This window comes from Streptomyces sp. NPDC050560, assembly GCF_044457285.1.
GTDB lineage: Bacteria > Actinomycetota > Actinomycetes > Streptomycetales > Streptomycetaceae > Streptomyces.
This window is the reverse complement of record NZ_JBITGT010000026.1, coordinates 57,763-71,416: the sequence shown is the minus strand read 5'-3', so window position 1 is coordinate 71,416 and position 13,654 is coordinate 57,763. Positions and strand designations below refer to the sequence as shown.

Annotated in this window: 13 protein-coding genes; 5 read left to right on the top strand and 8 right to left on the bottom strand. The window is 74.4% G+C overall.

All coding sequences use genetic code 11. From position 1 onward, the window contains the following. Positions 1-198 precede the first annotated feature (198 nt). The gene (locus tag ACIBIW_RS36015; protein WP_399342633.1) at positions 199-792 is read left to right on the top strand and encodes a TIGR03086 family metal-binding protein; all 594 of its coding nucleotides are present in this window, start codon (positions 199-201) and stop codon (positions 790-792) included. A gap of 36 nt (positions 793-828) precedes the next feature. Here the strand turns inward: ACIBIW_RS36015 and ACIBIW_RS36010 are convergent, their stop codons facing one another. Next, positions 829-1,602, bottom strand: coding sequence for an IclR family transcriptional regulator (locus ACIBIW_RS36010; RefSeq protein ID WP_399342632.1), 774 nt, complete (start codon positions 1,600-1,602; stop codon positions 829-831). A 123-nt stretch (positions 1,603-1,725) separates the two neighbouring features. Between ACIBIW_RS36010 and ACIBIW_RS36005 the strand changes: the two genes are divergently transcribed. Together ACIBIW_RS36005 and ACIBIW_RS36000 are read left to right on the top strand one after the other, a co-directional pair. Further along, entirely contained in the window at positions 1,726-3,255 is a 1,530-nt protein-coding gene (locus tag ACIBIW_RS36005; RefSeq protein WP_399342630.1) for an aldehyde dehydrogenase (NADP(+)), read from the top strand. 126 nt (positions 3,256-3,381) lie between these two features. Continuing rightward, positions 3,382-4,446 carry an aminotransferase class V-fold PLP-dependent enzyme gene (locus tag ACIBIW_RS36000; RefSeq protein ID WP_399342629.1) on the top strand — a complete coding sequence of 355 codons (1,065 nt, stop codon included), beginning with the start codon at positions 3,382-3,384 and terminating at the stop codon, positions 4,444-4,446. A gap of 58 nt (positions 4,447-4,504) precedes the next feature. Here ACIBIW_RS36000 and thpD read toward each other — a convergent pair whose 3' ends face one another. The 5 genes from thpD to ACIBIW_RS35975 form a co-directional block, all read right to left on the bottom strand. After that, the gene (gene thpD, locus ACIBIW_RS35995) at positions 4,505-5,404 is read right to left on the bottom strand and encodes an ectoine hydroxylase (protein ID WP_399342628.1); all 900 of its coding nucleotides are present in this window, start codon (positions 5,402-5,404) and stop codon (positions 4,505-4,507) included. A gap of 3 nt (positions 5,405-5,407) precedes the next feature. Further along, positions 5,408-5,806, bottom strand: a complete 399-nt coding sequence (locus ACIBIW_RS35990) for an ectoine synthase (protein ID WP_399342627.1) — start codon at positions 5,804-5,806, stop codon at positions 5,408-5,410. Positions 5,807-5,996: 190 nt separating this feature from the next. Then, positions 5,997-7,268, bottom strand: a complete 1,272-nt coding sequence (gene ectB / locus ACIBIW_RS35985; protein WP_399342625.1) for a diaminobutyrate--2-oxoglutarate transaminase — start codon at positions 7,266-7,268, stop codon at positions 5,997-5,999. Positions 7,269-7,343: 75 nt separating this feature from the next. Then, positions 7,344-7,883: a diaminobutyrate acetyltransferase gene (gene ectA / locus ACIBIW_RS35980; RefSeq protein WP_399342623.1), complete on the bottom strand. Its 540-nt coding sequence runs from the start codon at positions 7,881-7,883 to the stop codon at positions 7,344-7,346. A gap of 560 nt (positions 7,884-8,443) precedes the next feature. After that, the gene (locus ACIBIW_RS35975) at positions 8,444-9,613 is read right to left on the bottom strand and encodes a pyridoxal-phosphate-dependent aminotransferase family protein (protein ID WP_399342621.1); all 1,170 of its coding nucleotides are present in this window, start codon (positions 9,611-9,613) and stop codon (positions 8,444-8,446) included. Positions 9,614-9,731: 118 nt separating this feature from the next. Between ACIBIW_RS35975 and ACIBIW_RS35970 the strand changes: the two genes are divergently transcribed. Together ACIBIW_RS35970 and ACIBIW_RS35965 are read left to right on the top strand one after the other, a co-directional pair. After that, the gene (locus tag ACIBIW_RS35970) at positions 9,732-10,832 is read left to right on the top strand and encodes an amidohydrolase family protein (protein ID WP_399342619.1); all 1,101 of its coding nucleotides are present in this window, start codon (positions 9,732-9,734) and stop codon (positions 10,830-10,832) included. A gap of 217 nt (positions 10,833-11,049) precedes the next feature. Continuing rightward, positions 11,050-12,033, top strand: a complete 984-nt coding sequence (locus tag ACIBIW_RS35965; RefSeq protein WP_399342617.1) for an SCO1860 family LAETG-anchored protein — start codon at positions 11,050-11,052, stop codon at positions 12,031-12,033. A gap of 140 nt (positions 12,034-12,173) precedes the next feature. Here the strand turns inward: ACIBIW_RS35965 and cobC are convergent, their stop codons facing one another. Further along, complete coding sequence (gene cobC / locus ACIBIW_RS35960; RefSeq protein ID WP_399342616.1) at positions 12,174-13,208, bottom strand: Rv2231c family pyridoxal phosphate-dependent protein CobC; 1,035 nt, start codon at positions 13,206-13,208, stop codon at positions 12,174-12,176. A gap of 29 nt (positions 13,209-13,237) precedes the next feature. Next, positions 13,238-13,651: a cobalamin biosynthesis protein gene (locus ACIBIW_RS35955; RefSeq protein WP_399342614.1), complete on the bottom strand. Its 414-nt coding sequence runs from the start codon at positions 13,649-13,651 to the stop codon at positions 13,238-13,240. Between the last annotated feature and the right edge of the window lie 3 nt (positions 13,652-13,654).

Genomic DNA, 13,654 nt, shown 5'->3' with positions numbered 1-13,654 from the left:
AACGGCTCGATCACCGCCCACGATTCATCGGTCACCTCATGACGACGCACCACGAACAGACCAACGACGCCACAACTTTGCGGACACGCCCTAGGGCTTCGCGCGCCCGCCGATGAGTTCGGGGCGCGCGGCGGGTCTGCCCTCGTGCCGCCGCCCGCGACCGGCGCGAGGCGGCCGACATCCCCTCAGGAGACCTCGATGACCAGCACGGAAAGCGCCCTCGACCTCGGTCCGCAGGCCGCGGCAGTGGCCCGGCTCGCGCGGAGCGTCACGGACGACATGCTCGACGCGCCCACGCCCTGCGAGGAGATGCGGGTGGGCGCGCTGCTCGTCCATCTCCTGGGGCTCTCCGCGGCCTTCGCCGCCGCGGCCCGCAAGGACTTCGGGCCGCTCACCGACACCCCGCCCGACACCGGGTCCGACGCCCTCCCCGGGGACTGGCGCATCGCCCTGCCCCGGGCGCTCGACGCCCTCGCGGCAGCCTGGCGCGACCCGGCGGCCACCACCGGCACGACCAGGGCGGGCGGCGTGGAGATGCCGGCGGACGTGATGGGGGCGGTCGCCGCCGACGAACTCGTCGTCCACGGCTGGGACCTCGCCGTCGCCACAGGACAGGGCTACGAGCCCGACCCGGCCGCGCTCGCGGTGGCCCACGGCCTGCTCGGCTCCGCGGCCGAGGGCGGCGGCTCCCTGTTCGGACCGCCCGTGCCGGTGCCCGCGAGCGCGCCGCTGCTCGACCGCGCCCTCGGCCTCAGCGGGCGCGACCCGCGCTGGAGCCCGCCCGCGCCCTGACGGTCCCCGCCCCGACCGCCTCGCCCGGGAACGCGCTCACAGCCTGCGTGTCGCCAGCGTCAGCCGGTCCCGGGCGTCGAAGAGGGCGTCTTTCACCATCTGCTCGTGTGCCGGGGTCAGCCGGGCCACCGGCACCGAGCAACTGACCGCGTCCCTGGCCGGGGTGCGGTAGGGGATCGCCACGCCGAAGCAGCGCAGCCCCACGGTGTTCTCCTCGCGGTCCACCGCGAAGCCCTGCTCCCGCACCTGGCGCAGCTCCTCGACGAGCTTCTCGCGGTCCGTGATGGTGTGCTCGGTCAACTGCGGCAGCGACTCGGGCAGCAGCGCCCGCACCTGGTCGTCGGTGTACGTGGCGAGCAGCGCCTTGCCGAGCGAGGTGGCGTGCGCGGGCAGCCGCCGCCCGACCCGGGTGAAGGGCCGCAGATAGTGCTGGGACTGGCGGGTCGCGAGATAGACGACGTTGGTGCCGTCGAGCCGCGCGAGGTGGATGGTCTCCGTGGTGTCGTCGGAGAGCCGGTCGAGCGTCGGACGGGCCGCGGCCACCACCTCGTCCCCGTCGATGTACGACGTCCCCACCAGCAGCGCCCGCACCCCGATGCCGTACCGCGTGCCCGTGGCGTCCGTCTCCACCCAGCCCAGATCCACCAGCGTGCGCAGCAGCATGTAGAGGCTCGACTTCGGGTAGCCGACCGCCTCCTGCACCGCGGCGAGCGAGTGCATGCCGGGCCGACCCGCGAAGTACTCCAGCAGTTCGACCGTCCGTACCGCGGACTTGACCTGCGCTCCGCCGCCCTGCTCGACTGCCGACATCGCCCTTGACCCCTTCGTTCGCCGGAAAATAGTGTCAAGTCCCGGCAAGTTCATCACCAGAGACAGTGTTCAGCATATCGAACAGACCTCTGGTGCGTTCACTGACATCTGGAGGAAATCGCGGTGGCAGCAGCACCAGTCTGGAGTGTGGACCCCCGAACCGGGAAGCAGCGCGAGCAGGTCGCGGTCGAGGCCACGGCGCAGGACGTCGACGCCGCCGTCCGCGCCGCGCACGCCGCCAGGGGGGCGCTCGCCGACCGCACCGTGCGCGCCGCGTTCCTGCGCGCCGCGGCCGACCTCCTCGACGAGGCCAAGGACGAACTGGTCGCCGAGGCCGACGCCGAGACCGCCCTGGGCGGTGGCCGCCTCACCGGCGAACTCGCCCGCACCTGCTACCAACTGCGGGCGTTCGCCGACATCGTCGACGAGGGCGCCTTCCTCGGCGTCGTCATCAACCACCCCGACGACACGGCCACCCCGCCCGTGCCCGACCTGCGCCGCTACAAGGTGCCGCTCGGCGTGGTCGCGGTCTACGCCGCCTCCAACTTCCCCTTCGCCTTCTCCGTACCGGGCGGCGACACGGCGAGCGCCCTCGCCGCGGGCTGCCCCGTCGTCGTCAAGGCGCACCCGGACCACCCGGGCACCTCGGAGCTGGTCGCCGCCCGGCTGCGCGCCGCCGCCGGGCGCCAGGGCCTGCCCGAGGACGTCGTCCGGCTCGTGCACGGCTTCGACGCGGGCGTCGAGCTGGTCAGGCACCCGCTGGTCGCGGGCGCCGGCTTCACCGGCTCGGTGCGCGGCGGGCGCGCCCTCTTCGACGCCGCGGCCGCTCGCCCCGCGCCGATCCCGTTCCACGGCGAACTGGGCTCCCTGAACCCGGTCCTCGTCACCGGGGCCGCCGCCGACGAGCGCGCCGAGCAGATCGGCGCCGGGCTCGCCGGGTCCATGACGCTCGGGGTGGGCCAGTTCTGCGTCAAGCCGGGGCTCGTGCTCGCCCCCGCCACCCCCGCGGGCGACCGCCTCGTCGCGGCGCTCGCCGACGCCGTCGCCGCGGTCGACGCCGGGGTCCTGCTTGACCACCGGATGCGGAACACCTTCGTCGCGGGCGTCGCCGAGCGCGCCGGGCTGCCGGAGGTCACCGCGCCGGTCGCCGCGGGCGCCGGGGACGAGCACACCGTACGGCCCGGCTTCCTCACCGTCCCCGCCGCCCGGCTGGCGTCGGACGGTGTGCACGACCTGCTCCTCGAAGAGTGCTTCGGACCCGTCACCGTGGTCGTGCGCTACGCCGACGACGCGGAGGCCACCGCCGTGCTGTCCAGGCTGCCGGGCAACCTCACCGCGACCGTGCACCTCTCCGCCGCCGAGGCCGCGGGCGAGGGCCGCGGCGCGGAACTGCTCGCCGAGCTGACACCGCTCGCGGGCCGGGTCCTCGTCGACGGCTGGCCGACCGGTGTCGCCGTCGCCCACGCCCAGCACCACGGCGGCCCCTACCCGGCGACCACCTCCACCTCGACCTCGGTCGGCGGCACCGCCATCGAGCGCTGGCTGCGCCCGGTCACGTACCAGACCGCCCCCGAGGCGCTGCTGCCGCCCGAGCTGCGCGACGACAACCCGCTCGGGCTGCCGCGCCGCGTGGACGGCCGCCTGGAGGTCTGAGCCGGCGGCCACCGGCGGCCCGGCGGCGGGGGAGCGCGCGACCGCCGCCGGGCGCGCGGGCCACGCGCCGGGCCGCCGGTGCGCACATCCGTGGACGGCGGGGCGCGGCGCGGCCACAGTGGAACGATGGAGAGCCTGCCGACCGCCACCGTCGCCGCCGAGTTCCGCCCCGTCACCACCTATCTGAACACCGCGAGCACGGGCCTGCCGCCCGCGCGCACCGTGGCCGCCCTGCGGGCCGCCGTCGAGTCGGTCGCCGAGGGCCACCCGATGGACATGTTCGCCGACGTGGAGGCGGCGCGCGCCGCCTTCGCCCGGCTGACCGGGGTGCCCGTGCGCCGGGTCGCGGCCGGGGCGTCCGTCGCCGTCTACGGGGGCCTCGTCGCGGCCTCGCTGCCGCCCGGCGCCGATGTACTCACCGCGCAGGACGACTTCAGCTCGACCGTGAATCCGTTCCACGCGCGCGGCGACCTCTCCGTGCGCGCCGTACCGCTGCCCAGGATCGCCGACGAGGTGCGGGAGGACACCGCGCTGGTCGCGGTCAGCGCCGTGCAGTCGGCGGACGGGCGCGTCGCCGACCTGCCCGCGCTCAGGGCCGCGGCCCGCGCCCACGGCGCCCGGGTCTTCCTCGACACCTCCCAGGCGACCGGCTGGCTGCCGTACGACGCGGACGACTACGACTACGTGGCCTGCGTCGGCTACAAGTGGCTGCTCTGCCCGCGGGGCGTCGCCTTCTTCGTCGTCCCCGAGGACCTGGGCCCGCTCACCCCGCTGTTCGCGGGCTGGGTCGCGGGCGAGCACCCCTGGGACAGTTGCTACGGTCCCGTGCGCGAGTTGGCGCGCAGCGCGCGGCGCTACGACGAGAGCCCCGCGCTCTTCTCCTACACCGGCGCCCGGCACTCCCTGGCGCTCATCGAGGAGCTGGGCGGGCCCGCCGCCGTCGGCGCCCACGACGTGGCGCTCGCCGACCGCTTCCGCGCCGGGGTGCGGCGCCTCGGCCATCCCCTGCTCCCGGCGCCCGGCTCGCCCGTCGTCTCCGTGCCGGGCCTCGGCGAGAGCCGGCCGAAGCTCGCCGAGGCCGGGATCGTGGTGTCCAACCGCGCGGGCAGCCTGCGCGCGGCCTTCCACGTCCACAACACGCAGGCCGACGTGGACGCGCTGCTCGACGCGCTGCCGCCCGCCGGGGACTGACGCGCCCGGGAACGCCACGGGGCCCGGCCGCACGGCCGGGCCCCGGGAGACGCCCTGCTCAGCGGACCGGGGTGAAGTCCCTCGCCCCGATGAAGTCGGGCCGCCGCACCGGCGCCGCGAACGGCTCCACGGCCTCGTTCTCCACACTGTTGAACACGATGAACACATTGCTGCGCGCGTACGGGGTGATGTTGTCGCCCGAACCGTGCATGCAGTTGCAGTCGAACCAGGTGGCGGAGCCCGCCTTGCCGGTGAACAGCTTGATGCCGTGCTTGTCGGCGAAGGACGTCAGCGCCTCGTGCGAGGGCGTGCCCGCGTCCTGCATCTGGAGCGACTTCTTGTAGTTGTCCTTGGGCGTCTCGCCCGCGCAGCCGAGGAACGTCTTGTGCGACCCCGGCATGATCATCAGGCCGCCGTTGGTGTCGAAGTTCTCCGTCAGCGCGATCGAGACCGAGACGGCCCGCATCTTCGGCATGCCGTCCTCGGCGTGCCAGGTCTCGAAGTCCGAGTGCCAGTAGAAGCCGGACGCGCCGAAGCCCGGCTTCACATTGATCCGGGACTGGTGCACGTACACGTCGGAGCCGAGGATCTGCCGGGCGCGCCCGACGACCCGCTCGTCGCGGACCAGGCGGGCGAAGACCTCGCTGATCCGGTGGATCTCGAAGACCGAGCGGATCTCCTGGGACTTGGGCTCCACGATGGAGCGCTCGTCGGCGCGGATCGCCGGGTCCTCGACGAGCCGGTCGAGTTCGGCCCGGTACTCGGCGACCTCGGCGGGAGTGATCAGCTCGGCGACGGAGTGGAAGCCATCGCGCGCGTGGGACTCCAGATCGCCCGCGGAGACCGGCCCCGGCGTGCCAGGCGCGCTCCATACGACCGGGTCCTGGCGCGGCACGGAGACCTCCGTGGCACCGCGGCTCGGGTAGACGTCCTCGATCTTCTCGGGGGTCACGGTCATCGGTCAGACCTCCTCGGTCAACAGGGGATAGGTGCCGTTCTCGTCGTGGTCCTCCCGGCCCGTCACGGGCGGGTTGAAGACACAGATGCAGCGGAAGTCGGACTTGGGGCGCAGCACGTGCCGCTCATGGCCGTTGAGCACGTACGTGGTGCCCGGCGCGAGCCAGTGCTTCTCGCCGGTCTCCTCGTCGGTCAGCTCCGCCTCGCCCTCGACGCAGACCACGGCCTCGATGTGGTTCTGGTACCACATCTTGGTCTCCGTACCCGCGTAGAGGATCGTCTCGTGCAGGGAGAACCCGACACCGTCCTTGGCGAGGAGGAGCCTGCTGCTCTCCCAGGTGCCCGAGTGCGACTTGATGTGACGGTCCGTGCCAACCAATTCCTTGAACGATCTGACAATCACGGGGGTGACGCCTCTCTGTGTCGGTCCGCGGTCGGTGCGGTCGGTTGCGGGGGATGGTTCATGGGGGCCCCGGACAGCCCTCTGGGCCGCCGGTCGGGGGCGACGGGCGGACGCGGCGCCCGCGGGGGCGCCCGGTGGGCGGGCGCCCGCCCGGGTCAGGGGACGGGCGCCCGCCGGGCCACGGCCGGGGTCAGGCGGTCTCGCGCACGGCGCGTGCCAGGGTGCGCAGCCCCTCGTCCAGCTCGTCCGGGGTGATGGTCAGCGCGGGCAGCAGTTTCACGACCTCGCTCTCGGGCCCCGAGGTCTCGATGAGCAGCCCGAGTTCGAAGGCGCGCTTGGCGATGGCGCCCGCGCGCGCCTTGTCGCGGAACTCCATGCCCCAGACCAGGCCGCGGCCGCGGAACTCCACGATCTCGTCGCGGTGCGCGTCCTGGAGCGCGCCCAGCACCTCCTGGACCTGCTGGCCGCGCGAGAGGGTCTGCTTCTCCATCGCGGGCCCGTCGCTCCAGTACGTTTCGAGCGCCGCGGCGGCGGTGACGAAGGCCGGGTTGTTGCCGCGGAAGGTGCCGTTGTGCTCGCCGGGCTCCCACAGGTCGAGCTCCGGCTTGAACAGGCACAGCGACATCGGGAGACCGTAGCCGCTGATGGACTTGGACACCGTGACGATGTCCGGGGTGATGCCCGCCTCCTCGAAGGAGAAGAACGCGCCGGTGCGCCCGCAGCCCATCTGGATGTCGTCGACGATCAGCAGCATGTCGCGGCGCTCGCACAGCTCGGCGAGGCTGCGCAGCCAGTCGGGCCGCGCCACGTTGATGCCGCCCTCGCCCTGCACGGTCTCCACGATCACCGCTGCGGGGGTGTTGAGCCCCGAGCCCTGGTCCTCCAGGAGCCGCTCGAACCAGAGGAAGTCGGGGACCTGGCCGTCGAGGTAGTGGTCGAACGGCATCGGGGTGCCGTGCACCAGCGGGATGCCGGCGCCCGCGCGCTTGAAGGCGTTCCCGGTGACGGCGAGGGCGCCGAGGGACATGCCGTGGAAGGCGTTCGTGAACGAGACGATCGACTCCCTGCCCTTCACCTTGCGGGCCAGCTTCAGCGCCGCCTCCACGGCGTTGGTGCCGGTCGGTCCCGGGAACATGACCTTGTAGGGCAGGTCGCGGGGGCGCAGCACCAGGTTCTGGAACGATTCGAGGAAGGCGCGCTTGGCCGTGGTGGACATGTCCAGGCCGTGGGTGACGCCGTCGCGCTCCAGGTAGTCGATGAGGGCACGTTTCAGCACCGCGTTGTTGTGCCCGTAGTTGAGCGAGCCTGCGCCTGCGAAGAAGTCGAGGTACTCGTGTCCGTCTTCGTCGTACATGCGAGAGCCCTGCGCGCGGTCGAACACGGTGGGCCAACCGCGGCAGTAGCTGCGCACCTCCGACTCCAGGGTCTCGAAGACGCTCAGGTCGGGCGGGGTGATGGTCACAGCATTCTCCTGGGTGTTTCCGGTGGGAGGTGGATCAGGAGGCGTACAGGGGTGTGGACGGCGACGTGCCGCCCGTCAGAAGTCCAGGGGACCGATGCGGTACAGCACCTCGGGCGCGTGTCCCCCGTCGGGGAACAGCGCCTCGGCGAACAGCTCCTCCCGCTCCAGCGGCACCGAGTGCCGCTCGGCGAACGAGACGAACAGCCGGTCGGAGGCGGTGTTGTCGGGGGAGACGGTGGTCTCCACGCCGATCAGCCCGTGCTCGGTGGCGACTCTTGAGGTCAGCCCGTCGAGCATGGCCCCGGCGAGGCCGCGCCCCCGGTACTCCTCGTCCACCGCGACCTGCCATACGAGCAGCGTGCGTGGCCGGTCGGGACGTATGTAGCCGGTGATGAAACCGACCGGGACGCCGTCCGCGGCGCGTGCCACGACGGTGGTGCCGGAGAAGTCACGGCACCACAGCAGGTAGCTGTACGAGGAGTTGAGGTCGAGGGTCCTGGAGTTCCGGGCGATGCGCCACAGATGTGCTCCGTCCGCCACCTGCGGCATGTCGAGCCGCAGGTCCTCCGGCATTCTCAGAAAATCGGGTCGCAGGTCTGCTTGTGCAGCGGTCATGGATATTGAATTTACCTAGCAATTGCTGAGATTGCATCGTGGGGCGGGGTTACCAACAAGCGTCGACTGTGTTACGCGCGCGCGTGTACGCTCGCGCGAAAACCCCGGGCATATGCCACGTTTGTGGGGGATTTTTGGGGCTTATCGGGCGAGGGTGTGGAGTACATCACATGTGTGTAACCGTTGGCGGCGGTGTTGGAATTATGTAAGGAAAGGTGACCTGAACCCCGGTGTTTAAGGTGTGAGAATCGGGGCAGAAGAATACGGGAAGCTGCGCCGGATGAGTTTATTGAATTCTCGCGGTGGCGCTGGGTCAAGAATTCGCTGTAAATAAGATGTCCGCATCGCGGGATTGAACGCTCCCCGGCGGCATGAGAACGCCGCGTGACGGCGGTGCCGCGGGTGCGCGTCCGCCCTGCGCGGCCGTGAGGGCGGCGAGGGCGCGCGCGGGAGCGCGAAGGGCGGCCGCCGCGTTCGCGACAACCGCCCCAGAGATGGCCCTCAGTGCCATCCGTCACATCCGGAGGTCGTCCGTCCGCGGAAGACCCGCCGGGTGGCCCTCAGCCCTGCCAGGCCCGCGTCACGGCGCGTACGGCGGCTTCCAGGTCGATCGGGTCGACCGGGTCGACCGGGTCGTTCACGGGGGCGGGCCCCGCCGCCGCGAGCGCGCCCAGCGCCCTGCCCAGGGCCGTCAGACAGGCGCCGACCGCCTCGGCGGTGGCGTGCGGCCCGTAGTGGTTGACCCGGATCATCTCGCCGGCCAGCGCGCCGCCGCCCGCGGCGAGCGGCAGGTCCGGCTCCGCGTCCAGCGCCCGCGCCACCACCTCGGAGGCGTCCACGCCCGGCGGGGTGCGCAGGGTCGTCGCCACCGGCGCCGCGTCGCCCGCCCGCGCCACATACGGCTCCAGACCGCCGCCGAGCGCCAGCACGCCCGCCCTGGTCGCCTCGGCGGCCGTGCGGTGCCGGGCGACGACCGTGTCGAGGCCGAGCGCGTCGATGCGGTCGAGGCAGGCGTCGAGGGCCAGCATCTCCAGCGCCGCGGGGGCGTGCGGCAGCGCCGTCCTGCCCCGGTCGAGCCAGCGCTCCTTCCAGTCGAGCAGCGACAGGTACGAGTGCCGCGGCGCGTGCTCGTTGGCCGCGAGGCGCCGCCAGGCCCGCTCGCTCACCGCCACCGCCGACACCCCGGCGGGGCCGCCCATCGCCTTCTGCGCGCCGATCACACACAGGTCCACGCCCCACGCCTCGGGCAGCAGCGGCTCCGCGGCCACCGACGCCACCGCGTCCAGCATCAGCAGCGCGCCGTGGGCCCGTACCACCTCGCCGATCGCCGCCACCGGGTTGGTGTTCCCCGTCGCCGCCTCCGCGTGCACCAGCGAGACGAAGTCGACCTCCGGGTGCTCCCGCAGCGCCGCCGCGACCTGCGCCGCCGTCGCCGCCGTGTGGTAGGGCACCTCGATGTCCACCACCCGCGCGCCGCAGTCGCGCAGCCAGTCCCCGAACGTCTGCCCGTAGGGGCCCGTGACCACGTTCAGCGCGGTCGTGCCGGGGCCCGCCGCGCCCCTGACGCACCCTTCGAGCGGCAGCAGCGCCTCCCCCTGGGTGATCACGACGTCGTACGAGGTGCCGAGCAGCCGCGCGATCCGGTCCTCGACCGCGGCGAACCTGGCCGCGGTGAACGGCGGCGGGTCGAGGAGGGGATGCGCCTGCTGCGGCGTCACGGATGGGTTCACGGTGCGACTACTCCGCTCACGAGTGCGTACGGGCCTGCACCGAGGGTAGGCCGTGGCGCCTGCGGCGCGAGGGGGAGTGCGCGGCGGGCGCGCGGTGCCGCCTCCTACGCTGCCGTCCATGAGCGAATCGGCGGTACTCCACGTGAAGGGCCGGGTCCTGGCGGGGCCCGAGGACGTCAGGGACGAGCTGTGGGTGATCGACGGCCGGGTCAGCCACGAGCCGCCCGCCCTGGCGCGCGACGTCCGCACCGTCACCGGCTGGGCGCTGCCGGGCCTCGTGGACGCGCACTGCCATGTGGGCCTCGACCTGCACGGCCCGGTGCCGCCCGAGGAGGCGGAGCGGCAGGCGCTCGACGACCGGGAGGCGGGGGCGCTGCTGCTGCGCGACGCGGGCTCGCCCTCCGACACCCGCTGGATCGACGCGCGCGACGACCTGCCGAAGATCATCCGCGCGGGCCGCCACATCGCCCGCACCCGGCGCTACATCCGCAACTACGCCCACGAGATCGAGCCGGACGAGCTGACCGCCTGCGTGGCCCGTGAGGCGGAGCGCGGCGACGGCTGGGTCAAGCTCGTCGGCGACTGGATCGACCGGGACGCGGGCGACCTCACCCCCTGCTGGCCCGAGTCCGCCGTGCGGGACGCCATCGCCGAGGCGCACCGCCACGGCGCCCGCGTCACCGCGCACTGCTTCGCGGAGGACACCCTGCGCCCGCTGGTGGAGGCGGGCATCGACTGCGTGGAGCACGCCACCGGGCTCACCGAGGACACCGTCCCGCTCTTCGCCGAGCGCGGCGTCGCGATCGTGCCCACCCTCGTCAACATCGCCACGTTCCCGGAGCTGGCGGCGGGCGGCGAGCGCAAGTACCCGCGCTGGGCCGCCCATATGCGGCGGCTGTACGAGCGCCGCTACGACACCGTGGCCGCCGCCCACGAGGCCGGGGTGCCGGTGTACGTGGGCACCGACGCGGGCGGCTCGCTGGCGCACGGCCTCGCGGGCGCCGAGGTGGGCGAGCTGGTGCGGGCCGGCCTGCCGCCGCTCGCCGCCCTCTCCGCGGCTACCTGGGGCGCGCGGGAGTGGCTCGGCCGCCCGGGGCTCGACGAGGGCGCCCCCGCCGACCTGGTCCTCTACGAGACCGACCCCCGCGCGGACGTGCGCACCCTGACGGCGCCCCGTCTTGTGGTCCTCAACGGGCGCGTGGTGGCCGGCAAGGGCTGAACCCCGGGGGCGCGCGGCGGCGTCGCGCGCCGGGCGGTGGCGGTCGGCGCCGGGGCGCGCAACGGCGCCACCAGCGGTGGTTCATATTCGGACAAACGAGCTGCTTACCTCGTGAGGGTGAAATGGCGGAGGGTGGCTGACGCGTCACCCTCCGTACGCCAGTATTCCCGGCGACGGCGGCCGTACGGGCGTTCCCCCGGGGGAGCGACCCGCCGCCGTGTTCGCACACCTTCTCGTGGGGGGTTCCACCACCGTGATCAACCGTACGTTCCGTCCCGCCGCCGCCCTGCCCCGGCTGACCGCTGCCGTGGCCGCGCTCGCCGTGGCGGGCCTGCCGACGGCCGCCGCACACGCGGACGGCCAGGACGGCCGCGGCAGCCGGGCCGGCCAGGGGAGCGGCAGGGCGCACGCCGCCGTGCTCCGCACCGACCTGGACGTGTCCCTGCTCAACAAGACCGTCGACGTGCCGCTGAGCCTCACGCTCAACGACGTCTCGGCGCCCGCCTCCGCGCGTGAGACCGCGCTGGAGGCCCGGCTCGACGGCGTCGACGGCGGGCGCCCCTTCAGCGTCCTGCGCGCCGACGTGGCCACCGCCGAGGCCACCACGAGCGCGTCGGCGGCCGAGGGCAACACCAGGATCGCCGGCGCCGCGCTGCGGCTGCCAGGGCTGCCGGGGCTGCCGCTGCTGAAGGCCCAAGAGGTCACCGCGCGCGCATACTGCCCGGCGGCGGGGCGGCCGCGCGCCGAGTCGAACGTGCTCGGCTCCGTCACCGTCCTCGGCAAGCGGATCACGCTCAGCGCGGGCGGCACCACCCGTGTCGCCGTGCCGGGCGTCGGCGACGTCAGCCTCGCCCTCTCGGCCCGCGACACCACGAGCCGCACCGCCGCCGCCACCGCGCTGCGGCTCCAGGTGTCGGTCAACCCGCTCAAGCTCAACGTCGCCGACGTCAAGGGCACCGTCACCCTCGCCACCGCGGACTGCCACAGCCCCGCGCCCGCGAAGGCCGGGCACGACCCGCAGCCCGCCGGGTCCACGCCCCCGTCGGCGCCCCCGGCCGCGCACGCCGCGCAGGAGCGCCCCCCGAAGCTCGCGGAGACCGGCCAGAGCGCGGCCACGCCCTACCTGGTCGGCGGCGGGGGCGTCCTGCTCCTCGCGGGCGGCACCGCGTTCGCCCTCGCCAGGCGCCGCAGGCAGGGCTGACGCCCTGGCAGTCATGTCCGGCGCCGGTGGGCACGGCTGACGCCCTGCCGGGTTCCTCACGCGCGTGGGGGCCCGGCAGGGCGTACGCGCGCGTGAGGGGCCGAACGGGCGCGGGGCCGCGGGCCCGCCGGGGCTGCCGCTCAGCGGCCCCGCAGCGCCTGTTCGAGCGCCCCGAGGAACCGGTCCGTCGTGGCCGCGTCGCGCACCGCGCAGCGCAGCCACGACGGACCGAGCCCCGGGAAGGTGTCCCCGCGGCGCACCGCGAAGCCCAACTCCCGCAGCCTGGCCCGTACCGCGTCCGCGCGGGGCGCCCGCAGCAGCACGAACGGCGCCCTGGGGGGCGTCACGACCGACACCCCGAGTGCCCCGAGCCGGTCGAGGCCCGCGAGGAGCCGGGCCCTGTCCGCCTCGGCGGCAAGCGCCGCGCGCTCCGCCTCCGCCAGCGCCGCCGGTTGCACACACGCCTCGGCCGCCACCAGCGCGGGCGTGCTCACCGGCCACAGCGGCTGCGCGCGCGCCAGCGCGGCCACCACCCCGGGCGCCGCCAGCAGATAGCCCACCCGCAGCCCGGCGAGGCCCCAGGTCTTGGTGAGGCTGCGCAGCACCACGAGCCCCGGCAGGTCCACCCGCGAGGCCAGCGACTCGGGCTCGCCGGGCACCGCGTCCATGAACGCCTCGTCCACCACCAGCGTCCGCCAGGGCCGCGCGAGCGACGCCAGCGCCCGAGCCGGATGGAGCACCGAGGTCGGATTGGTCGGATTGCCGACCACCACCAGGTCCGCGTCCTCGGGCACCGCGTCCTCGGGCAGCGTGAACCCGTCGTCCGGGCGCAGCAGCACCCGCCGCACCGTGTGCCCCGCGTCCGCCAGCGCCGCTTCCGGCTCCGTGAACTGCGGGTGCACCACACACGGCCGTACCGCCCCCAGGGCCCGCGCCAGCAGGACGAACGCCTCGGCGGCGCCCGCCGTCAGCAGCACGTGCTCCACCGGGACCCCGTGCCGCGCCGCCACCGCGGCCCGCGCCGCGAGGCCGTCCGGATACGCGGCGAGCGAGCCGAGCGACGCCGCGAGCCGGTCCCGCAGCCAGCCGGGCGGCGTGCCCGCGCGCACGTTCACCGCGAGGTCCACCAGGCCCCCGCCGCGCACCTCCGCGTCGCCGTGGTGCCGCAGATCCACCGCACGCTCCCGTCCCGCGCCCACCCCCGTCACCCGGACGCCTCCGCGATCGCGCAGGTCGCGTGCGCCGAGGCCCGCCGCCCCACCAGCAGCCGCCCGCCCGACGCGAGGGCCGCGGCCTCCGCCACCGACGGGGTGCCGACGGCCGCGGCCGCACGCGCCGACCGGTGCGCCACCGGCACCGCCGCAAGCACCTCGGGCGGATGCGCCACCACCGGCACCCCGAGGCGCGCCGCCGCGCCCACGATGCCCGGATGGCCGCCACGCGCGCGTACCGTCGCGAGCGCCGCCACGCGCGCGTGCGCGAGGCCCGCGGCGTCCAGGGCCCGCGTCACGAGCCCGTACACCTCCGCCGCGTCCGCCGCGCCCGACGCCCCCACGCCCACGGTCAGACCCCGGTAGGCGACCCCGGGTGTGCGGGCCCGGGAGGCATCGACTACCAAAGG

Bases quoted from the DNA above. Each gene is read 5' to 3' on its own strand.
- ACIBIW_RS36015 (WP_399342633.1), top strand. From the start codon at position 199: ATGACCAGCACGGAAAGCGCCCTCGACCTCGGTCCGCAGGCCGCGGCA.
- ACIBIW_RS36010 (WP_399342632.1), bottom strand. From the start codon at position 1,602: ATGTCGGCAGTCGAGCAGGGCGGCGGAGCGCAGGTCAAGTCCGCGGTA.
- ACIBIW_RS36000 (WP_399342629.1), top strand. From the start codon at position 3,382: ATGGAGAGCCTGCCGACCGCCACCGTCGCCGCCGAGTTCCGCCCCGTC.
- thpD (WP_399342628.1), bottom strand. From the start codon at position 5,404: ATGACCGTGACCCCCGAGAAGATCGAGGACGTCTACCCGAGCCGCGGT.
- ectA (WP_399342623.1), bottom strand. From the start codon at position 7,883: ATGACCGCTGCACAAGCAGACCTGCGACCCGATTTTCTGAGAATGCCG.
- ACIBIW_RS35970 (WP_399342619.1), top strand. From the start codon at position 9,732: ATGAGCGAATCGGCGGTACTCCACGTGAAGGGCCGGGTCCTGGCGGGG.